The following is a 21,399-nucleotide window of genomic DNA, read 5'->3' on the forward strand; positions in this document are numbered from 1 at the left end:
CCCCTCACCGGGTCAGCACGGTGCAGCCGCTCAATCCGGGCGCACCGTAGACATGGGACAGCGCGGTGCGCACCGGCCGGGCCACCTGTCGCGCACCGGCCGCGCCGCGCAATTGCAGGACGTTCTCGTGCAACTGCCGCAGGCCGGACGCCCCGATCGGTTCCCCATTGGCCAGGCAGCCGCCGTCGGTGTTGACGGGCAGGCGACCGCCCAGGCCGGTGGCCCCGCCCTCGATCAGCGCGGTCTGCTCGCCGTGCTCGCACAGGCCGGTCTCGGCCAGATGGATGATCTCCGCGCCCGCGTCGGTGTCCTGCACCTGGGCGATGTCGATGTCCGCGGGCCCGATTGCGGCCTGTTCGTAGACCGCCCGGGCGGCGTCCACGGTCGGGCTGTCCCCGCGCCGGATGGACAGCGACGGGCTGAGCACCTCGAACGAGCCCGGCGTGCGGGTGCGCACCGCGACCCCCGCCACGTACACCGGATCGGCGCGAAAGCTCTTGGCCGCCTTGGCACTCGACAGTACGAGTGCGGTCGCGCCGTCGCCGGGTGAGCACAGCATGTACTGCCGCAGCGGGTCCACCAGCATGGGTGAGCCCTCGATGTCGTCCACCGACAGCGCCTTGCGCCGCCAGGCATTCGGATTCAGCGATCCGTTGTGGAACGCCTTGGCCGCCACCCGGCCGAGCAGTCGCGGCGGCAGCCGGTGCTCGTACAGGTAACGCTGAATCTTCAGGGCGAAGAACTGCGCGGTGACCGCCATTCCGGTACTGCCGTACCAGATTCCGAGTCCCAGGTGCGCTGTGGAGATGGTGAACGCGCCGCGCGGGTGGGCGTCGAAGCCGACCACCAGCGCGAGTTCGGCCGCCCCGGAGTCGATGGCGTGCACGGCGGCCAGCAGCGCACTGCTGCCGGTGGCGCACCCGTTGAGGACATTGACGAACGGCACCCCGGTGAGTCCGAGTTCGGTGACCAGGCTGTCGGCCGATCCACCGGACAGGCTGCCGCCCACCGCGTAGTCGATATCCGACCAGTCCACCCCCGCGTCGTCGAGTGCCTGCCGTGCCGCGAGCACGGCCTGCTCCCGGGCGGTGGTGTCGCGGAAGCGGCCGAAGGGTCGGCAGCCGACACCGATGACGGCGGTCGCGGACATCACCGTTGCCCTTCCTCGATGGGCGCGAACGCGAAAGTAGTTGCCGTTCGCCCGGATTCGACGAGCACCGGCAGGGTGGTCAGCCGCATCGGCATACCAATGCGCAGGCGTGCCGGATCGCTGTCGGTGAGCAATGTCTCCACGATCAACTGGCCGGGCAGTTCCACATAGCCGAGTCCGAAGGGCACGAAGTCGTCGGGCCGACGCGCATAGGGCGGGCTCGGCGGCGGGAAGCGTTGCACCGTCCAGCTCCACAGCACGCCCTCGTCGGCGAGTACGGTCTCCGCGATCTCCGCGCCGCCGCAGCGCGGGCAGGTGGCGCCCAGCGGGAAGTGGTGGTCGCCGCAGCCCGCGCAGCGCCCGCCCCGCAGGCGATAGCGGCCCCCGGCCGACACCATCAGCTGGGGGTCGATCAGTTCATCGGTCACGATCGCTCATCTCCTGATCCGTTGCCCGGGGACGGCCACGCACCCCGCGTTTGAGCACCACCACATCGCCGTGCACGCGCGCCTGACAGGCCAGGCGCACCGGCCCGCCGCCGCGCGCCCGCAGCTGGCGCACCGCCTGGGTTTCGGTGTCGGCCGGTTCGGACAGATGCTCGGGCTGGTCGAGCACCTCGATATGGCAGACCAGGCAGTCGCCGAGGCCGCCGCAGATGGTGGGCCAGCGGTATCCGGCCGCCTGGGCGGCGGCCATCACGGATTGTCCGGTCGCGGCGGTGAATCGCAGGCCGGACGGGCGCACCGTCACCGTCGGGCCGCGGTCGGTGTCGGTCCCGCTCATCCGTGCCGCGTTTCGTTCCAGGGCCTGCCTCGATCGGGGTCGGGTTCCCGGTCCAGGCCGAGCACGCGTTCGGCGATGATGGTGCGCTGGATCTCCGAGGTGCCGCCCGCGATGGTGAGCCGTCGGCTGTCCAGCAGTGCGTACGCCTCGGGGGTGAGGGCCGCGTCGTCGGAGTAGGCGGCCCGCGCGCCCGCGATCTCGTAACCGATCTCGGAAATGCGTTGGGAGAGCTCCGATTGCGCGAGTTTGGTGATGGAGCCACGCGCCCCGTCGGCCGCACTCGCCCGATTCCGCAGATTGGTCAGGTGCAGTCCGCGTTCGGCGACCAGCAGGGCGGTGAGCCGATCGCGCAGCACCGGATCGCGCCAACCGCCCGCGGCGCGGGCCAGCGCCAGCACCGGAGCCAGGGGCACCCCGCTCGCCTCGGAACTGTCGGAGAGGCCGGATCTTTCGGCGCTCAGGGTGGACCGCGCGACCCGCCAGCCCTCCCCCACACCGCCGAGCCGGGCCGTATCGGGCACCACCACCTCGTCGAGGAACACCTCGCAGAAGTGCTGTTCCCCGGTGAGCTGGCGCAGCGGGCGCACAGTGACGCCGGGTGTGTGCATATCGAGCAGAAAGCAGCTGATACCGGCGTGTTTGGGCCGTTCGGGATGGGTGCGCGCGAGCAGCATGCCGTAGCGGGCCTGGTCGGCGAAGGAACTCCACACCTTCTGCCCGCGCACGATCCAGCGGTCGCCGTCGGGGGTGGCGCGGGTGGCCAGTCCGGCCAGATCCGAGCCCGCGCCGGGTTCGCTGAACAGCTGGCACCACACGTCGGTGCCGGCGGCGATGCCGGGCAGGTAGTGCCGCCGCTGTTCCGGGCTGCTCCAGGCCATGACGGTGGGTCCGATCAGGGTGCGGGACACGAAGTACGGGCCGGGCAGATCGGCCCGGTAGCGGGCGATCACCGCGGCCACCACGGCGGCCTCGGCGTCAGACAGTCCCGCGCCACCGTATTCGACCGGCCAGTGCGGCACCGCCCAGCCGCGCTCGCACAGGGCGGTGTACCACTCCCGGGCGGCCGTCGGATCGGCGAGCGCCGGATCGGTTCCGGTCGCGCCGGAATCGATGGTGCGCACCCAGGGTTCGGGCAGCCGGGCGCGGACCCAGGCTTCCGTCTCCTGCCGCAGGGTGTCGAGATCGGTTGTCTCAGTGGTCATACGCACCGTCCTCGAGATCCACGAGTTCGGCGAGCCGCCGCCGATGGTCGCTCGCGCTGCCGGTGAGCGCGACCATGGCGTGTGCCCGCCGCAGATACCGGTGCGCCCAGTGCTCCCACGTGATGGCGATACCGCCGTGCAGCTGCACCGCCGCCTTGGTGACGGTGGTGGCCGTATCGGCGGCCAGGGCGGCTGCCACCGCGAGATCGCCGTCGACGTGCGGGTCCTCGCGTGCCGCCCCGAGCCGCCAAGCCGCCCCGTACACCGCCGACCGGGTGAGTTCGACCTGGGTGAGCAGATCGGCGAGCCGGTGTTTCACCGCTTGGAACGACCCGATGGTCCGCCCGAACTGAACGCGCCGCGCGACGTGCTCCACGGTCCGGTCGAAGGCCCGCTGCGCGACGCCGAGGAGTTCGGCGGCCACCAGCAGCCTGCCCCGCCGCCGCAGCGCAGTGACCACCGCCTGCTCGGTGACCACGAGTTCCACTGCGGCCCCCTGACATTCGAGTCGCCCCAGCGGCCGGGACGGGTCGAACGCCGTGAGCGCACCGACGCCGACACCGCCGGTGCCGCCCGTCAGGACGACCACGCCCGGCACGCCATCGACCGACGCCGCGCACATGATCGCCTCCGCACCCGCGAGATCCCACACCGGTGCCACCGTGCCGTCGACCAGCGGCCCCGACGCGCCGCGACGAACCGTGAGCTGGTTCGGGCGATCCCCCGGCCCCTCGAGGTCCAGCGCCGCTGGGTCGAGAACGGCGGGGTCGAGCGCCGCCGGATCAAGCGCCGCAGAGCCGAGCGTCGCCGCGTCCAGCACCAGCGAGTCGAGCACCGCCGGATCCAGGGCCGCCCTCGGGTGCCGCAGCAGACGGGCGGCCAAGGCGGGCTGCTCGTCCCGGAGATGGCCGAGCAGCCCGCCCAACAGTGCGGCCGGGAGCAGCGGGCCGCCGTACAGTGCGGCACCGGCTTCCTCGGCGAGAATGGCGAGATCGACCGGCGTACTCCCCGATGCCGCACCGTCGTGGTCGAACAGCATGTCGTCCACGCCGATATCGCCGAGCAGCGCTCGCCAGGTGACGACGTCGTCGGTGCCCTCCCGGCTGACGAAGAACTGCCGCAGCACCTCACGCAACGCCGCATGCTCGGCCGTGAACGCGAACAGGGGTGGGAGCGTCGCCGGGGCCGTCTCGGCCTCGGGCGCGCTCATGACGCGCTCCCGGGGACGGCGGCGGCCACGCGTCCGGTCAGGTAGCGGTCGCGCAGGGTTCGCTTGTCGATCTTGCCCATGACGGTGCGCAGTTCGGTGTCGACGAATTCGACCAGGGCGGGACATTTGTAGTGCGCCAGGCGTTCTCGGCACCAGGTGACGAGTTCGGCGGCGGTCGGGGGTTGCTCGGTCGGTACCACCAGGGCGCACAGTTGCTCGCCCATATCCGGATGCGGGATGCCGATGACGGCGACGTCGAATACGCCGGGATGGGTGCGCAGTACCGCCTCGGACTCGGCCGGGTACACGTTCACGCCGCCGCTGACCACCATGTCGGAGGCGCGGTCGGTGAGATACAGGTAGCCGTCGGCGTCGAGGTAGCCGATCTCGCCGATGACGAACACGTCCCCGTCGAGATAGCTGCGGGCGGTCTTCTCCGGGTCGTTGTGGTATTCCGGGCGCACCCCGTGGGTGGAGCGCGCACACACCAGTCCCGGTGTGCCCGGGCCCAGTTCGCTGCCGTCCTCGGCGCGGATGCTCAACTCGTATCCGGGCATCGCGCGCCCGACCGAGCCGGGGTGTGCCAGCCATTCCGCGGAGTCGATGAAGGTCACCGTCCCCACCTCGGTGGACCCGTAGGCCTCGAACAGGACCGGACCGAACCAGTCGATCATGGCGCGCTTGACGTGCACCGGACAGCTCGCGCCGGTGTGCACGATCGAGCGCACGCTGCCCACGTCGTAGCGCTGGCGGATCGCGGCGGGCAGCGCGAGCAGCCGGGAGAAGTGCGTGGGCACCATCATCGAGGATTCGATGCGGTAGCGGTCGATGAACCGCAGCACCCGTTCGGCGTCGAAGCGCCGCAGGATGACCAGCGGGTTGCCGACCGCCAGCCCGCGCACGCCGCCGATGGGGCCGGTGTGGTGCATGGGTCCGACGATGAGGTGGCGGCCCCTGGGCCGCACCGGCGATTGGTCGATGCGGCGGACGTGCTCGACCATATTCGCGCCGGTGGGATACATCTGCTCCGGCAGCCGCACCCCCTTGGGCAGTCCGGTGGTGCCGGAGGTGTAGTACAGCGGTGCGGCCGGGACGATCAGCTCCGACGGTTCGTCATCGGGGAATCCCGCGACGAGCCGCTCGAAGCACTCCACGGCGGCGCTCCCCCCGCCCCCAGCGGCACGCCCCGCATCGACCGTCTCGCCCACCTCCACGGAACCCCCGCGCATTGCCCGCCGCGCGTCGCCGGAACCCGCGCGTGTTACCCACCCCACGTCACCGGAACCCCTACGTGTTACCCGCGCCGGGGCGTCGGAAGCCCCACGTGTCATCCGACCCGGGGAGGTGGCACCCTCCGGCGCCTCCCCTGCCTCGAGTCCGGCGACTTCCGCCGTCTCCCAGGCGATGACGCGCACCGTCTCGCTCGCCGCCCGTACCGTCGCCGCGCAGCGCGCCGAGCACAGCACCGCATGCACCCCCGCGTCGTCGAGGATGTGCCGCACCTCGGCCGCGGTGAGCTGGAAGTTCACCGGCACCACCGACAGCCCCGCGTAGGTGGTGGCCAGATGGGCCAGCGCCGTGTACAGCCCGTTCTCCGCCATGATCGCCACGCGCTGTCCTTTCCCCACCTCGAGGGACAGCAGCCAGCCGACCGTGCGGTTGATCATCGAATTCAACTGCGACCACGACCATTCGAGGTCGCCGTCGGTGACGGCGACCCCGTCCGGATCACGACGCGCGACCGCCGCCACTCCGTACGCCACGATCAGCTCCCGACCCGGGGGCGCGAGCGCGCCAGGGTGGTGCGCACCGCCGCGAGCACGGATTCCGCGTTGGGCACGAACGCGTCCTCGAGCGGTTTGGCGTACGGGATGGGCGTGTCGGCCCCCGCGACCCGGGCCACCGGCGCGGCCAGTTCGTCGAAGAGCCGTTCGGAGATCATGGCGGCCAGCTCCGCGCCGAAGCCGTTGCGCCGCACCGCCTCGTGCACGATGACGGCATGCCGGGTGCGGGCCACCGACTCCAGCACCGTCTCCTCGTCGAGCGGCACCAGCGATCGCAGGTCGATCACCTCGGCCTCGATGCCGTCGGCGGCGAGCTGTTGCGCCGCGGCCAGGGCGTCGTAGACCTGGCGGCCGTAGGAGATGAGCGTGATGTCGCGTCCTGGGCGCCGTGTGGCCGCCACCCCGAGCGGCACATAGTGTCGTCCCACCGGAACCGGTTGCGGCGGGGTGAAGTACAGCAGGCTCTGCTCCACCACCACGCACGGATCGGGATCCTCGATACAGGCGGTGAGCAGTCCCTTGGCGTCGGCCGGGGTGCTCGGCACCACCACCTTGAGTCCGGGGATATGGGTCAACCAGGCCTCCAGCATCTCCGAATGCTGTGCGCCGAACTGCATTCCGGCTCCGGCGGCACACCGCACGGTGAGCGGGACGGTGGTCTGCCCACCGGACATGTAGCGCAGTTTGGCGGCGTGATTCGACAGCTGGTCCATGCACACGGCCAGGAAGTCCATGAGCATGATCTCCGCGACCGGCCGCATTCCCGCCACGGCCGCGCCGATCGCCGCGCCCATGATGGCCTGCTCGCTGATCGGGGTGGCGCGCACCCGGTGGTCGCCATACTTGGTGGACAGCCCGCGCGTCACCATGAACACGCCGCCGCCCGGGTCGGCGATATCCTCACCCAGCAGGAAGACCGAGGGGTCGCGGGCGAGGGCATCGTCCAAGGCGCTGCCCAGCGCCTGGAATCCGGTCATCGGCTGGGTGTCGGCCGCCTCTCGCGGCTGTGCCTCGCTCATACCAGCGCCTCCTCGTACACGTCGGTGACCGCCTCCGCGAGATCCGGCGGCGGACTCTGCTCGGCGAAAACCACGGCGTCCTCGACCGCCGCCTTCTCCTCGTTCTCGATGCCCGACAGCACCGCCTCGTCGGCGATACCGCGGTCGAGCAGCCACGCGCGGAAACGCGGCACGGGATCGGCGGCGCGCGCCGCGTCCAGCTCACCGGGTTTCATGTACTGGTTGCGATCCGACATCTGATGCCCGTGGAAGCGGAAGGTCATGGCCTCGAGCAGGGTCGGCCCCTCCCCGGCCCGCGCGCGGGCGATGGCCTCGCGCGCGGCGGAGTACATGGCGACGGGGTCGTTGCCGTCCACCCGCACGCCGGGGAAGGAGTAGGAGGCGGCGCGGTCGGCGATGCGCGCCACGCTGGTGCCGTCCTCGTAGGCGGTGTGTTCGGCGTAGAGATTGTTGTGGCAGCAGAAGACCACCGGCAGCTTCCAGATCCCGGCGAGATTGCAGGCTTCGTGGAACGCGCCGATATTGCTGGCCCCGTCGCCGAAGTTCACCACGGTCACCTGGTCGGTGCCGCGCAGCTGCGCCGCCAGGGCCAGCCCCGCGCCGATGGGCAGTCCGCCGCCCACGATGCCGGTGGTGACCATGAGCCCGGACTCCGGGTGCGTGATGTGCATCGGCCCGCCCTTGCCCTTGCACGTCCCGGTGGCCTTGCCCATGAACTCGGCCCAGAGTTCGCGCAGCGGAACACCTTTGGCGAGCTGATCGTGCAGCCCCCGGTAGGTGGTGACGACATAGTCGTCCGGCCGCAGCAGTGTGCCCACGGACGCGGAGACGATCTCCTGGCCGCGCGGCGAGTAGTACTGCGCGCTGACCTGTCCGGCCAGCACCAGCGACCGGAACTTCTCGTCGCACAGTTTGATACGGGTGGCCTTGCGGAAGATCCGGATCAGTTCGTCTCGACCGATCTCGGCGGGAATGTCGGTGTCCAACACATCGACCTATCTATTAGTTGGTCCGATAATTAATTGGTAGCACGGGGCACGATCGCCCGTCCAGTGCCGATCCGGGTCATTTCGCCAGGTACGCGTCCAGATCCTGGTGGAACTGCCGAATCCGGACCTCCTGGTAATCCGCCAGGGTCACACCGGGTTTGGTCATGGCCTTCAGACCGCGTTGCACCAGCGGCAGATTCGACAGGTCCTGATTGAGCACCGGGGCCAGGCCGCCCAGTTCCGGTGCGGCACTGAAGTCCTCGTCCGGGCCCAGCCAGTGGATCGGTCCGGCCTTGGGTTTGGGCACACCCGCCGGCAGTGGTGCGAGCAGCATGATCTCGAACACGCAGCGATCCGGATCATTGCCGTAGGGCCGGAAGCGGTAGGTCAGCGGTGCGCCGAGGCCCGCCCAGGGGCACATGTTCGGGAAGACGAAATACTGGATGGCGTCCACGATCTCGCTGTCGCTGACGCCGGACAGATCCGCCCCGGAGCGCTCCACCAGGCGTTGCCGCAGCGCCTCGGCCACGATCGGCCGCGCCGACTGGCCTTCGGGGACGTGAATGGCCCCGATGCCCTCGGGGTAGAAGTCACGGAACATGGCCTCCAGCACGTCCTGGGGCTCCAGCGGTTCCAGATGCGGACTGGTGGTGGCCTGCGGGGTGATCATCCGATTGAAGCCGGGCTGCCCGTCGGATCCACGATAGACGTCGTACTGGGTATTGCTGTCGCCCAGGTATTCCAGCAGCTGCGGATGGGTCGAGATGACGTGGTAGGACTCGATGAACGCTTCCAGGGCGACCTTCCAGTTGCAGTCGATCACCTTGGCGACGTGCACCGCCTTGAACCGCTCCTCCAGCTTGAAATACGCGAAGTGTTTCTCGACCTCGCCCAGATAGGTGTGCAGCGAGACGGCGTCGGGGTCCGGATTGACGAAGACGTATCCCGCCCACACTCCGGTCTTCGCCTGCGGCAGTGCGAATTTCGCATCCTCCACGTGGGGGAAGTCCCAGCGGCTCGGCACCTCGGCGAGCGCCCCGTCCAGCCCCCAGGTGAAACCGTGGAACGGACAGCGCAGCTGTTCCGCGTGACCGTTGTCGTCGCACAGCCGGGTGCCCCGGTGCAGGCACGCGTTGTGATACGCCCGGATCTCGCCGTCCCGGGTGCGCACCACGATGAGGGAGATATCGGCGATGTCGTAGACGATGTAGTCGCCGGGCGCGGGAATGTCCTCCTCCCGGCAGGCCAGCTGCCAGACCTTCTTCCACATCTTCTCCACCTCGAGCCGGTGGAAGTCCGCGGAGAGGTAGCGCTCCTTGTCGATGTCCGCCGACCCCAGATACTCGTAGGACTCCTCGAGCAGCGGGGGCGGCACCTCCCGGGTGTCACCGGACAACAGGCTCTGCACGCTGGGCCCGGGTGAGCGGGCCTCGCCCGGTGCGAGCTCGCGGCCGTCGCGAAGGTCGGTCATGACATCCTCCAACCAGAGTGAATTGCGTTGCGGGAGAGAAGGTGACGGGTGGCGCTCATGGTGCCGCCGTCAGCTGTTCGACATAGCGCTGCGCGGCCATGCCGATGAAGGCCGACCCATTGCTGGTCCAGCCGCCGTCGACGTAGAGCACCTGCCCGGTGATGTAGCTCGCGGCCGGGGAGACCAGGAAGCCGACCGCGGCGGCGATGTCCTCCGGCGTGCCGAGCCGACCCAGCGGCATGGCCGCACCGATGGCCCGTTGCAGACCGGGATCGCCGAATTCCGCCCGGGTGCCCTCGGTGAGAACCAGTCCCGGCCCCACCGCGTTCACCCGGATCCCGCGCGGTGCGTACTCGGTGGCCATCTGCTTGGTGAGGGCGACGATGGCGGCCTTGGACGCGGGGTACATGCCCCGGCCCGGTCCCGACATCTCGGCCAGTACGGAGGTGAGGTTCACGATCGCCCCGCCGTGCTCCGGGAAGTTCGTCACGCAGGCTCGGGCCACCAACCAGCTACCGATCACATTGGTGCGCAGCACCGCGTCGACATCGGTCAGGGTGGAGTCGTCGAGGGTGTGCGAGCGCCAGATGCCGGCATTGTTGACCAGCACGTCCAGCGGACCGACGGTGGCGGCCAGCTCCCCCACCGCCTGCTCGTCGGAGATATCGCAGTCGAGCGCCGTCCCGCCGATCTCGGCGGCGGTGGCCGCCGCCGCGGCCTTGTCGAGGTCGACGGCGACAACCTGGAATCCATTGTCCGCCAGCTGTTTCGCAATGGCGCGACCGATTCCGTTGCCCGCACCCGTCACCAGGGCCTTCGACATGCCCCACCTCCGTTCTCGGTGACCGCGCTGCGCGACCCCCGCTTGTCTATGACACGGATCACTATTATATTGGCCAATTAATTAGTCAAGACCCGGCCCACCCGCCTGTTTTCTGTGGGGGGCAACATCTTTGGAGGCGGCTTTGACCGATACCTCGCCCTGCTCCGCTCCCGCGTTCGATCCCCTGGATCCGCGGACACTGCAATGCCCGTATCCCTGGCACCGCGCCCTGCGCCGAGAGGCGCCCGTGCACTTCGTGGCGAGCCGGGGCATGTGGTTCGTGACCTCGCGCGAGCTGGTCGCCACGGCGCTGGCCGATCACGAGGTGTTCTCGTCGAATTTCGGTCTGCCGCAGCTGCCCCCGCCCGAGTCCATCAAGGAGGAACTCGAGCGGATCCAGGCGCAGGGGTGGCCAGCGGTGCCGACGCTGCTCACCGCCGATCCGCCGGAGCATCACTACTACCGACGCATGCTGGCCAAGGCGTTCACGCCCCGTTTCATCGCACGCCTGGAGCCGCGCATCCGCGAGATCGCCCGCGAGCTGACCGAGGGCATACCGGACGGCGCGCCGGTGGAGTTCGTGAAAGCCGTTGCGGCACCACTGCCCCTGCGGGTCATCGCCCATGTGCTGAATGTGCCCGACGACCGGATCGACGATTTCAAACGCTGGTCGGATCAGTTCACCGCGACGGTGGGCGCGGAACTCGACGACAGCGGACGTCTGGAGCAGGCTCGTGGACTGCTGGAGTATCAGCGCTTCTTCGCCGCCGAACTCGACGACCGGCGCGCACATCCGCGCGACGACCTGCTGAGCGGACTGGTCCACGCGCCCAGCGCCGCCGACGGCGACGAACCGCTGAGCACGGCCGCCTGCCTGAGCATCATCCAGCAGCTGCTCATCGCCGGGAACGAGACCTCGACCAAACTGCTGACCGGAGTGTTCGAACAGATCGCGCACGCGCCCCGGTGGTGGGAGTGGCTGCGCGCGGACACCACCGCGCACGCCGCACCCCTCATCGAGGAGGGGCTGCGCTTCCTCGCCCCCGTGCAGAGCATGTTCCGCATCACCACGACCGAGGCCACGCTGGGCGGCTACACCATCCCGGCCGGGCAGCTGGTGGTGCTCGGTTTCGGCTCGGCCAGTCGGGACGAGGCCGCGTTCGAGCGGCCCGAAGAGTTCGATCCCGAACGGCCGGATGTCAGGTCGCACCTGGCCTTCGGCGCCGGTATCCACGCCTGTCTGGGCGCGCCGCTGGCCCGGCTGGAATCCCGGATCATGGTCGAGGAGCTGGCGGCGCGCTTCGGCGCGGTGGACTTCGGCCCGGACAACGATTTCGAGTACGAGCCCAGCTTCATGCTGCGCGGCCTGAAGCGCCTCTCGCTGATCTTCCGGGCGCAGGGCACAGCCGCCGCCGACCGCCCGGTGTCCGCCACGGCCGAACGGTAGGCCCGGCGATGACCACCACCGCTCCCCCACCCCCACCCGATGCGGCCTCGGCGCGTGCCGAGGTGGTGCGGTGGTCCCGGGGTTATGCGAACCGCCATCCCCTCGCCGCGCTGCGCACGGTCGGCGGGCAGTTCGTGCTCGGGGTGCGCGCCTGCCAATATCTGATGTCCGATATCGCGCGTCGCCGGTTCCCATTCGGCGAGTTCGTCGAGCAGGCGACCTTCATGGCACGCACGGCGGTGGTGCCGACCCTGTTCGTCACGGTGCCCATCGCGGTGACGCTGTCCATCCAATTCGGTTTGCTGGCCGGGCAGCTCGGGGCGACCTCGCTGGCCGGGGCCGCCAATGGGCTGGCGGTCATCCGACAGGGCGCGCCGATGGTCGCCGCCATTCTGATGGCGGCGGCCGTGGGGTCGGCCATCAGCGCCGATCTGGGGTCGCGGACCATTCGCGAGGAGACCGCGGCCATGGAGGTCATGGGGGTGTCGGTGATCCGGCGGCTGGTGGTGCCGCGCCTGGCCGCCGCGGTGGTGGTGGCCATCGCACTGACCGGATTCACCTGTTTCATCGGCTTTCTGGCCGGATACGCCTTCACGGTCACCCTCCAGGGCGGCACCCCGGGCAGCTACACCGCGACATTCGCCTCCTTCGCCACGGTCGACGATCTGGTGCTGACCCTGCTCAAGGCGATGGTGTTCGGAGTGATCGTGGCGGTGGTGTCGTGCTACAAGGGGCTCGACGCCCGGCACGGCGCATCGGGGGTGGCGAACTCGGTCAATGCCGCCGTGGTGCAGTCGATTCTGCTGCTCATGCTGGTCAACGTGCTGATGAGCCAGATGTATCTGATCCTGTTCCCGCGGGCGGGATTCTGATCATGGCGACCGGCTACACCATCGCCGGAACGCGCCCGCTGGTGGCGGGGGCCGATCTCGGCCGTCACCACCTGGCGCGCGTCGGCCACATGGTGGCCTTCTTCTTCCGCGCTATCGCGGGCATACCGATTGTGTTGCAACGGTATTCGCGTGAGTTCCTGCGACTGCTCTCCGATGTGACCTGGGGCAACGGTTCCATCGTGGTGGGCGGCGGCACCGCGGGCGTGGTGCTGGTGGTGGGTGGCGCGGCGGGCGCGATCGTGGGCATCGAGGGCTACAACGCGCTGCAACTGCTCGGCCTGGGTCCGGCCACCGGGCTCATCACCTCCCTCGCCGCGGTGCGGGAACTGGCCCCGCTCATGGCGGCGCTGGCCTTCGGCATCCAGGCGGGCTGCCGCTTCACCGCGCAGTTGGGGGCCATGCGGATCGCCGAGGAGATCGACGCCCTGGAATCGGTGGCCATTCGCCCGATTCCGTATCTGGTGACCACGCGCGTACTGGCCTCGGCGCTGGCCATCCTGCCGCTGTTCGTCGCCTGCCTGGCGCTGAACTTCCTGGCCTGCCAACTCGTCGTCTTCCTCGCCAGCGGGCAGGGCACCGGCACCTACCTGCACTACTTCTCGCTCATGCTCAGCGGGCGCGACATCGTCTTCGCGGTGATCAAGGTGTGCGTCTTCGTGGCGGCCATGTCCACCATCCAGTGCTACTACGGCTTCTACGCCACCGGTGGCCCGCGCGGGGTCGGCATCGCGGCGGGGCGGGCCATGCGCGCCAGCATCACCATCATGGCCGTGCTGAACATGCTGCTGACCATGGCGTTCTGGGGCATCGACGCGGGCGGACGACTCGGGGGTTAGGTACGACATGGGAAACAGGGCACGGGGCAATGCGTTCGAACTGGACGGCCGGGGGCCGTCCACCCGGCTGCTGCTGGTGACCGGGGTGGTCTTCCTGGTGATCTGCATGGTCGCGACCCAGCTGCTGCTGGCGAAATCCCGGGGCGATCTGGATCGCAGGGTCACGGTGACCGCACTGCTCGGGAGTGTCGGCGACGGTCTGCCGGAGAAATCCGATGTGAAGTTCCGAGGGGTGCTGGTCGGCATGGTCCGAGGCGTCACCCCGGCACGCGGCGATTCGCCCAATATCGTGACAATCGACCTGAAACCCGAACACGCGCAGCGGATTCCGAGCACCGTCTCGGCGCGCATCGTGCCCAGCAACGCCTTCGCCGTCTCCTCGGTGCAACTGGTCGACAACGACGGCGGGCCACCACCGGACGACGGCGGCGGCGGGCCACCACAGCAGAACAGCGGCGGGCCGCCTCAGGACACCGGCGGCGGGCTGTCGGTTGGAAACGGTGGTGTGCGGCCGCTCGCCGCGGGGGCGACCATCCCCGAGGACCGCACGCTGCCGACGCAACTGTTCCAGACCACCCTGGTCAAGGTGCGGGAACTGCTGCGCGCCGTCGGCCGCGACGACAGCGACCGGACTCTCGGCCTCATCCGCACCCTCGCCGATGCCACGGCCGGCAAGGGCGCGACATTGACCGCCACCGTGGACGGGCTCAATCGGGTGGTCGACGAGATGAACCGGCTCAGCACCGCCGACACCGGCCCGAGCACCCTGCGCACCTGGGAGCGGGCCATCGCGACCTTGGCGGAGACCGCACCGGATCTGGTGGACGCGCTGCACAGCACGGTCGCCCCGCTGCGGACCGTCGCCGAGAAGCAGGAGGAACTGGCAACGCTGCTGCTGGGCACCGGCGACACCCTCGGCACCGTCGGCACCGCCATGGACAATCACGCCGACCAGCTGGTGAACATCACCACCCAGCTCACCCCGGTGGTGGGGGTGCTGGCCGACGACGCCGGAGAGTTCCCGGCGATCATGCTGCGGTTGAACAATGTGGTCGACACCTTCTTCCGGGAACTGTGGACGCGCACCGGCGAAAAGCTGACCTTCACCTTCAAACTGGTGGTGTCGCTGACCCCGCTGCGGCTCTATGTGCGGGCCGACTGCCCGGTGTACGGCGCATTGCGTGGTCCCAGTTGCGATACCGCTCCCGAGACCACACCGATCATCGACACCATGGGTCTGCCCGACGCGCGCGCTTACACCCCGCCGCCCGGGGTGACGCTGCCGGACGCGGATTCCGCGGCGGCCCGCATTCTGCTCGCCCCGCTCGGAACTCCGCCCGCACCGGCGGTATTCACCCCGGTTCCGCAGACCGGGCGGTCGACGGAGGGCCAACGATGACAGCGCACCGACGAAACCTGCTGTGGCTGGCCGCTTTTCTCGTGGTGAGCCTGTCGCTGACCTGGACGATACTCGTCACGTTACGGCGGGATGTGCAGGGTCCCACGCATTCCTACACCGCGATGTTCACCGATGCCTCGGGCCTGCGCAAGGGCTCGGACGTGCGGATCGCCGGGGTGCGGGTGGGCAGGGTCGACGCCGTGGAACTCGACGGCACCCGCGCCCGGGTGCGGTTCCGGGTGCAGCGCGACCAGCCGGTCTACGGCGATACCCGCGCCTCGATCGTCTACCAGAATATCGCCGGGCAGCGCTATCTCGGCCTCACCCTGGCCGACTTCGGCCAACCCGCACGGCTGCCCGACGGCGCCACCATCCCGGTCGAGCACACCGAGCCCTCCTTCGACCTCACCGGTCTGCTCAATGGTTTCGAACCGCTGTTCACGCTGCTCGACCCGGCCGACCGCGGCAACCTGTCCACCGCCCTCATCGAGGCGCTCCAGGGCGATGTGCACGCACTCACCACGCTCATCACCGAGACATCCCGACTGGCGCAGGTGGTGGCCGGACCCGACGAGCTGCTCGGCAAGGTGATCACCAGCCTGAACGGGGTGGTGGCCACCCTCGCCGCGCAGGGCACCCGGTTGCAGACCACCCTCACCCAGGTGCGCACGGTGGTGGACGGGCTCGCCGAGCAGCGCGGTGAGCTGGTCTCCTCGCTCGGCGCGATCTCCGGAACGGTAGGCAGGCTCGCGGCGGTGATCGCCGGCGTGGCACCGGATCTGGAGCAGTTGCTGGCCCGGGAGCCGGGGTGGCTGGCGACCATCGTCGGCAATCCGGACGGCGTCGCCACCCTGGGGGCGAACCTGCCCGCGGTGTTCAAGGGGCTGGCCCGGGTGACCGGGGACAGCACCGCCATGAGCGCGCAGGCGTGCGACTTCAACTTCACGATTCTCGACCTGATCGCCCCGGTCGTTCCCGCGATCGTCGACAGCGCGACCCCCGGTGGGCAGCGCAGGTACTCGGCACAGTGCAGGTGATATGCCATGACAGCGACAGCGCGAAACAGCAAGCCACGCAGCCTCATTCCACGCTCCGCCGGTAGCGGACGGCGACTGCGCGACCAACCCCTGGAATCGCTCGGCCGGACCTGGCTCGGCGCGCTGTCGCTGGCCGCGCTCGTCTTGGCGGTCGCCGCCACCACCCTGGTGACCACGCTGCACATCGGCCAGGCCACCTACACCGCCGAGTTCGGACAGGCGGCGGGCATCCGGCCGGGCGATCAGGTGACGGTCGCGGGGGTGCCGGTGGGAACCGTGGACGGCACCGAACTCGCCGGTGACCGGGTGCTCGTCCGCATGAAGATCGACGGCGACGTCACCCTCGGCGCGCAGACCCGCGCCGAGATCGTCCTCACCACCGTGCTCGGCGCTCGCTCGATCGCACTCATGCCCGCCGGTGACGGATCACTGCCGGACGGACGAATTCCCCTGACGCACACCACGGTTCCCTACGATCTGCAGAAGCTGCTTCAGGATTCGACCGCCACCTTCGAACAGGTCGACGCCGATCGTTTCGCGCGATCCATGGGCCTGCTGGCGGCACAGCTGCGCGATACGCCCGCGATCCTGCCCGAGGCACTGGCCAATGTGGAGAACCTGTCGCGGATGATCGCCGAACGCCGCGATCAGATCGGCGCACTGCTGCGCAATACCGCCCGACTGGCCACCATCCTCGGCGACCAGCGCGGCGATATGGCCGCCCTCATCGGACAGGGCGACGTCATGGTGCGGGAAATCCTCGCCCGCCGGGCCGGTGTGGTGCGCCTGCTGGATGCCGCGACCCAACTGGTCACCACCGCGCATACGGTGGCGGTCGGCAATCGGGAGCACATCGACTCGCTGCTGGTCGACATCCGCACCCTCACCGGCATGATCGGCGACCACGACGAGTTGCTGCGCAATATGTTCCAGGCCATGCCGATCGCCGTCCGCAATATCACCAATGCCACCGGCACCGGCCCGTTCCTGGACTTCCTGCTGCCCGGCGGGCTCATGGTGGATTCCTGGATGTGCGCGATCAGCGCCAATGCCGAGCAGCACCAGTGGCCCGAACACTTCCGGTACTTCGAGGACTGCCGATGAGATACCCAGTCCTCCGCCACCGCGCCCTCCGTATCGGCGTGCTTCCGGCCCTGGTCGCGGCCCTGGTCGCCGCCGGATTCGCGGTACTGCCCGGCACCGGGGCCGCGCCCCGCACCATCATCGCCCAGTTCGACAATGCCATCGGCCTCTACCGGGGCAATGCCGTGGCGGTGCTCGGCATGCCGGTCGGCACGGTCGAGAACATCACCGCCAAGGGCGAATACGTCGAGATCGAACTGCGCATCGACAGCGGCGTGCGCCTGCCCGACACCGTGCAAGCCGTCACCGTCGGCACCTCGATTCTCACCGAACGACATATCGAACTCACCCCGCCCTACACCGACGGCCCGACCCTGCCCGACGGCGCGGTGCTCGGCCTGACCCGCACCAGAACGCCCATCGAGTTCGACCGCATCCTGAACATGGTGGACAAGCTGGGCACCGCGCTGGGCGGCGACGGTCGCGGCGGCGGCCCCGTCGCCGAGATCCTCGACAGCACCGCGGCCATGGCGGCGGGTAGTGGTGAGCAACTGCGCTCGGCGCTCGGCACACTGTCGGAGGCGCTGCGCACCGGGGCCGACGACGGCGAGGGCACCCGCCAGGCCATCACCACCATCGTCACCGAACTCGCCGCGCTCACCGACGCCGCCGCCCGCAATCAGCAGCTGCTCGACCAGTTCGGTTCCGGCGTCGGGCAACTCAGCGATCTGCTGGTGCGGGAACAGCTGGGGCAGGGTGAGACGGGGCGACTGCTCAACGAGGTGCTCGACCGGATCACCGCCCTGCTCACCGAGCATCGCGACGATCTGCGCGCCACCGTGGCCAGCAGCGATTCCTTCGCCCGCGCGCTGGTGGACTACCGGCGCGAACTCGCCGAGGTCTTCAATCTCGCCCCGCTGGCGGTGGACAACGTGGTGAACGCCATCGACCAGCGCAACGGCTATCTGCGGGTCGGCGCGCACTTCGATTCGGTGTTCTTCGACAGCTCCATGACCAAGGAGGTGTGCAATATTCTCGGACTACGCCAACTGGGGTGCAGCACCGGCAATTTCAGCGATATGGGGCCGGATTTCGGCGTCACGTCGGTACTCGAGGCGATGACGAGGATGCACCCGTGAGCCGCCGTCGACCGCTGCCGGTCACCGTCTGCGCCACCGCGGCCCTGCTCGCGGGCTGCTCGGTCAGTGTGGAGGAACTGCCGCTGCCCGCGCCCGGGGTGAACGGCCCCAGCTATCACCTCAACGCGGTGTTCTCCAATGCTCTCAACCTGCCCGATCGCGCCAAGGTCCGGGTCGGCGGCGCGGATGTCGGCGAGGTGGTGTCCATGACCGCACGCGACTACACGGCGGTGGTGTCGATGCGCATTCTCGACACCGTGGCACTGCCCACCGGCACCCGGGCCGAATTGCGTTCGGCCACACCGCTGGGCGATATCTTCGTCTCCCTGGTGCCGCCCGCCGGAGGTGGCGGCGACACCGTGCTGCGCGACGGTGACACCATCCCGCTGCCGTCCACCGCGGCCGCCGCCACCGTCGAGGATGTCCTCGCCTCCACCACCCTCCTGGTGAACGGCGGCGTGATCCGCAATCTCACCCGGGTGCTCAACGGTATGGGTGACGCCATGAACGACGGGGGTGCGCGCCTGACCGCCGTCATCGCGCAGTCGCGGGATCTGCTGGCCACCATGGCGGCCCGCTCCGAGGAACTGCGCGGTGTGCTGGCCCGCACCGCGGCACTGGCCGACGCCCTGGACGCGCGGCGCACCGCCATCGACGAGATTCTCGGCGCGGCCGGACCCGCCCTCGCCGTGATCGCCGACAACACCGCGCGCATGGTCACCCTCGCCGACCAGATCGCCGCGCTGACCCGGCATCTGGAGAAGTTCCCGGCGATTCAGGGCACCGATACCCGCAGCATCGTGCACGACCTGAACATGCTGTCGGCGGCCTTCAACGAATCCGCCGTGGATCCGCGCGTCACCATGGCCAACCTGCTGCGCATCCTGCCGCCGACACTGAAGTTCTTCAGCTCCAACGCCGCCCACGCCGATGTGGAACTGCGACAGGTGGTGATCGGTCCGGTGGACGATCCCGGCCACCTGGCCGATTCGGCGTTCCGGTTCCCGGAGCAGGCCGATCTGGCGAACTTCGTCGGATCGCTGGCCTTCGTGCTCACCCAGCTGGGCAATCGCGTGACGGGGGCGTGGCGATGAGCATGCTGGAACCACCGGCGCGCCTGCTGGTGCGCGCCGCCCGCGCCGCGGCGGCGCACCGGCTCGCACTGTCGGCGGTCGCGCAGGTGGCGCTGCTGGCCCTGGCCGGGGCCTACATCATGTTCGGCGCGCTGCGCACCGATCCGTTCGCCACTCAGATGCGAATTCGGGTGCAGCTCAGCGAATCCGGCGGGCTGCTGACCGGACAGGACGTCACCCTGCGCGGCGTGCCCATCGGGCGGGTGGAGTCGGTGGAGCTGACCGCCGACGGTGTGCGGGCGGTGGCCCGGGTCGATGCGACCGCGCGCATTCCGCGCGACGGCACGGCGGTGCGGGTGTCGGGGCTCTCCCCCGCCGGTGAGCAGTACCTGAACTTCGAGCCCAGCTCGCAGGGCGGGCCGCTGCTGGCCGACGGCAGCCTGATCACCCAGGACCGCACCGTCGTTCCGGTGCCGCTGTGGCGGGTGCTCGGCAATATCGACGGCCTGCTGGCGCAGACCGATCCGGAGCGGCTGCGGGCCATCGTGGACGAGCTCGGCGTCGGACCGGAGGGACCGCACAAACTGCGGAACCTGCTGGGCGGCATGGAACTTCTGGTCTCCAGCCTGGACGGCGTGCTGCCGCAGACCACGGCGCTGCTGCGCGACAGTCGACCGGTCTTCCAGCTCATGATCGACAAGGGCGACGGAATGCGCACGGCCACCGCGAATCTCACCGCCACGCTGACCGCCGCCGGGGCCAAGGACGCCGGGCTGCGGCAGCTCATCGAGCACAGCCCGCGCACCCTGGCGGCACTCGACACCCTGATCGCCGACAACTCACCCACCATGGTGCAGCTGCTCGGCAATCTCGCCACCGTCGCCCAGCTGTCCTATATCCGGGTGCCCGCGTTGACCCACCTGCTGCGCGACGACCGCGGCTCGGTCCTCGACGCGGTCGCCTCCACAATGCACGACGGCGGGGTGTGGGCGGTGGCCAACCTGTACTTCCGCCACTACTGCGACTACCCGCATCCGCGCGACGTGCCGTTCGACCCCAGCTATCCGGAGCCCTACATGTACACCTACTGCGCCAATCCCGATCCGGCGCTGCTGGTCCGGGGAGCCCGCAACGCACCGGTGCCCCCCGGTGACGACACCGCCGGTCCGCCGCCCGGATACGACCCCATGCGCCGCACCGACCCGACACCGATCGGACCGCACACCATCCCGCTGCCCTACGGCGGCCCCGTCATGCCGCCCGAATCCGAGCCCCACCGGCAGGGCAAGTAGCTCGACCCCTAGGAAACGCCATGCCCGACAACACCATCGACGTCCTCGATCAGGACGCCGACGCCCCCACCTCGACACCGCCCGAGACCGCGACTTTCACCGCCACCGCGGCAGGCGAAGCGACACCAGCGGACGACGGAGCCCTCTCGGACAAAGCGGCACCGGTGGCGTCGGCGGCATCAGCAGGCAGCGCCGACACGGCGGAATCGCCGGACGCGACAGATCCTACGACTCCGGCACATTCCCGCGTGGCCAAGTCCATCCGTATCCGGTGGCGCCCCACGGCCGGTGCGCGCCGCCTCGCCCCGGCGATCGCGCTGCTGCTCATCATCGGCCTGGGCGCCGCCGCCGTGTACTTCGGCTGGCAGTACCGCGAGCTGCGGGCCACCGAGCAGGCGAGTGCCGCCGCGCTGCGCGCCGCCGAGACCTACGCCGTCACCCTGACCTCGGTGGACAGCGCCGATCTGGACGCCAATTTCCAGGCCGTCCTGGACGGCTCCACCGGCGAGTTCCGCGACGCCTACACCCAGTCCAGCAGTCAGCTGCGGCAGCTGCTGATCGACCATCGGGCGGCGGGCAAGGGCGTGGTGCTGCAGTCGGCCGTCCAATCCGCCACCCGGGACGAGGTGGTGGTGCTGCTGTTCGTCGACCAGACGGTGACCAATACCGAGATGCCGGACCCGCGGGTGGACCGCAGCCGCATCGTCATGACCATGCGGCTGGTCGACGGGCAGTGGAAGGCCGCGCGGGTCGACATTCCCTGACGGCG

20 protein-coding genes are annotated in these 21,399 nt (G+C 69.7%); 10 read left to right on the forward strand and 10 right to left on the reverse strand.

The genetic code is table 11. From position 1 onward, the window contains the following. Nucleotides 1-4: 4 nt before the first annotated feature. The 10 genes from FOH10_RS15615 to FOH10_RS15660 all read right to left on the reverse strand — a co-directional run bounded on the left by FOH10_RS15615 (nucleotide 5) and on the right by FOH10_RS15660 (nucleotide 10,431). Nucleotides 5-1,150: a thiolase family protein gene (locus FOH10_RS15615; protein ID WP_143981263.1), complete on the reverse strand. Its 1,146-nt coding sequence runs from the start codon at nucleotides 1,148-1,150 to the stop codon at nucleotides 5-7. Continuing rightward, nucleotides 1,150-1,578 (reverse strand): Zn-ribbon domain-containing OB-fold protein, encoded by a 429-nt coding sequence (locus tag FOH10_RS15620; protein ID WP_244962005.1) that lies wholly within the window; start codon nucleotides 1,576-1,578, stop codon nucleotides 1,150-1,152. The genes FOH10_RS15615 and FOH10_RS15620 overlap by 1 nt, the downstream gene beginning before the upstream one ends. Next, on the reverse strand, nucleotides 1,568-1,933 hold the full coding sequence (locus FOH10_RS15625) for a 2Fe-2S iron-sulfur cluster-binding protein (protein ID WP_244962006.1): 366 nt from the start codon (nucleotides 1,931-1,933) through the stop codon (nucleotides 1,568-1,570). Before FOH10_RS15625 ends, FOH10_RS15620 begins: the two co-directional genes overlap by 11 nt. After that, complete coding sequence (locus tag FOH10_RS15630; RefSeq protein ID WP_143981264.1) at nucleotides 1,930-3,135, reverse strand: acyl-CoA dehydrogenase family protein; 1,206 nt, start codon at nucleotides 3,133-3,135, stop codon at nucleotides 1,930-1,932. Before FOH10_RS15630 ends, FOH10_RS15625 begins: the two co-directional genes overlap by 4 nt. Continuing rightward, nucleotides 3,125-4,345, reverse strand: a complete 1,221-nt coding sequence (locus tag FOH10_RS35670; protein WP_244962007.1) for an acyl-CoA dehydrogenase family protein — start codon at nucleotides 4,343-4,345, stop codon at nucleotides 3,125-3,127. Before FOH10_RS35670 ends, FOH10_RS15630 begins: the two co-directional genes overlap by 11 nt. Beyond that, the gene (locus tag FOH10_RS15640; RefSeq protein ID WP_186000854.1) at nucleotides 4,342-6,108 is read right to left on the reverse strand and encodes an AMP-binding protein; all 1,767 of its coding nucleotides are present in this window, start codon (nucleotides 6,106-6,108) and stop codon (nucleotides 4,342-4,344) included. Before FOH10_RS15640 ends, FOH10_RS35670 begins: the two co-directional genes overlap by 4 nt. Nucleotides 6,109-6,110: 2 nt before the next feature. Continuing rightward, a complete protein-coding gene (locus FOH10_RS15645; protein ID WP_221937979.1) occupies nucleotides 6,111-7,148 on the reverse strand; it encodes an alpha-ketoacid dehydrogenase subunit beta in 1,038 nt (345 codons plus the stop codon). Beyond that, the gene (locus FOH10_RS15650; RefSeq protein ID WP_244962008.1) at nucleotides 7,145-8,137 is read right to left on the reverse strand and encodes a thiamine pyrophosphate-dependent dehydrogenase E1 component subunit alpha; all 993 of its coding nucleotides are present in this window, start codon (nucleotides 8,135-8,137) and stop codon (nucleotides 7,145-7,147) included. Before FOH10_RS15650 ends, FOH10_RS15645 begins: the two co-directional genes overlap by 4 nt. Before the next feature lie 76 nt (nucleotides 8,138-8,213). Further along, nucleotides 8,214-9,608: an aromatic ring-hydroxylating oxygenase subunit alpha gene (locus FOH10_RS15655; protein WP_143981266.1), complete on the reverse strand. Its 1,395-nt coding sequence runs from the start codon at nucleotides 9,606-9,608 to the stop codon at nucleotides 8,214-8,216. 55 nt (nucleotides 9,609-9,663) lie between these two features. Continuing rightward, nucleotides 9,664-10,431 carry an SDR family NAD(P)-dependent oxidoreductase gene (locus FOH10_RS15660; protein ID WP_143981267.1) on the reverse strand — a complete coding sequence of 256 codons (768 nt, stop codon included), beginning with the start codon at nucleotides 10,429-10,431 and terminating at the stop codon, nucleotides 9,664-9,666. Nucleotides 10,432-10,573: 142 nt separating this feature from the next. On the opposite strand from FOH10_RS15660, the gene FOH10_RS15665 reads away from it, so the two are divergent. Genes FOH10_RS15665 through FOH10_RS15710 form a run of 10 tightly spaced genes read left to right on the forward strand, consistent with a single transcriptional unit; the run spans nucleotide 10,574 to nucleotide 21,394 of the window. Further along, complete coding sequence (locus FOH10_RS15665) at nucleotides 10,574-11,878, forward strand: cytochrome P450 (protein WP_143981268.1); 1,305 nt, start codon at nucleotides 10,574-10,576, stop codon at nucleotides 11,876-11,878. Nucleotides 11,879-11,886: 8 nt separating this feature from the next. Further along, nucleotides 11,887-12,750 (forward strand): MlaE family ABC transporter permease, encoded by an 864-nt coding sequence (locus FOH10_RS15670; RefSeq protein ID WP_029924886.1) that lies wholly within the window; start codon nucleotides 11,887-11,889, stop codon nucleotides 12,748-12,750. Between the two features lie 2 nt (nucleotides 12,751-12,752). Next, nucleotides 12,753-13,607, forward strand: a complete 855-nt coding sequence (locus FOH10_RS15675) for an ABC transporter permease (RefSeq protein ID WP_143981269.1) — start codon at nucleotides 12,753-12,755, stop codon at nucleotides 13,605-13,607. 7 nt (nucleotides 13,608-13,614) lie between these two features. Beyond that, entirely contained in the window at nucleotides 13,615-15,006 is a 1,392-nt protein-coding gene (locus FOH10_RS15680; RefSeq protein ID WP_143981270.1) for an MCE family protein, read from the forward strand. Beyond that, nucleotides 15,003-16,043 carry an MCE family protein gene (locus tag FOH10_RS15685; protein ID WP_143981271.1) on the forward strand — a complete coding sequence of 347 codons (1,041 nt, stop codon included), beginning with the start codon at nucleotides 15,003-15,005 and terminating at the stop codon, nucleotides 16,041-16,043. Before FOH10_RS15680 ends, FOH10_RS15685 begins: the two co-directional genes overlap by 4 nt. Before the next feature lie 6 nt (nucleotides 16,044-16,049). Next, complete coding sequence (locus tag FOH10_RS15690) at nucleotides 16,050-17,147, forward strand: MCE family protein (RefSeq protein ID WP_143981272.1); 1,098 nt, start codon at nucleotides 16,050-16,052, stop codon at nucleotides 17,145-17,147. Next, nucleotides 17,144-18,265, forward strand: a complete 1,122-nt coding sequence (locus tag FOH10_RS15695; RefSeq protein ID WP_143981273.1) for an MCE family protein — start codon at nucleotides 17,144-17,146, stop codon at nucleotides 18,263-18,265. Before FOH10_RS15690 ends, FOH10_RS15695 begins: the two co-directional genes overlap by 4 nt. Beyond that, nucleotides 18,262-19,359, forward strand: a complete 1,098-nt coding sequence (locus FOH10_RS15700) for an MlaD family protein (protein ID WP_186000855.1) — start codon at nucleotides 18,262-18,264, stop codon at nucleotides 19,357-19,359. The genes FOH10_RS15695 and FOH10_RS15700 overlap by 4 nt, the downstream gene beginning before the upstream one ends. 2 nt (nucleotides 19,360-19,361) lie before the next feature. Further along, nucleotides 19,362-20,630, forward strand: coding sequence for an MlaD family protein (locus FOH10_RS15705; protein WP_143984127.1), 1,269 nt, complete (start codon nucleotides 19,362-19,364; stop codon nucleotides 20,628-20,630). 20 nt (nucleotides 20,631-20,650) lie between these two features. Further along, nucleotides 20,651-21,394 (forward strand): DUF3329 domain-containing protein, encoded by a 744-nt coding sequence (locus FOH10_RS15710; RefSeq protein WP_143981275.1) that lies wholly within the window; start codon nucleotides 20,651-20,653, stop codon nucleotides 21,392-21,394. Nucleotides 21,395-21,399 lie beyond the last annotated feature (5 nt).

Source organism: Nocardia otitidiscaviarum (assembly GCF_007362295.1).
GTDB classification, from domain to species: domain Bacteria; phylum Actinomycetota; class Actinomycetes; order Mycobacteriales; family Mycobacteriaceae; genus Nocardia; species Nocardia otitidiscaviarum.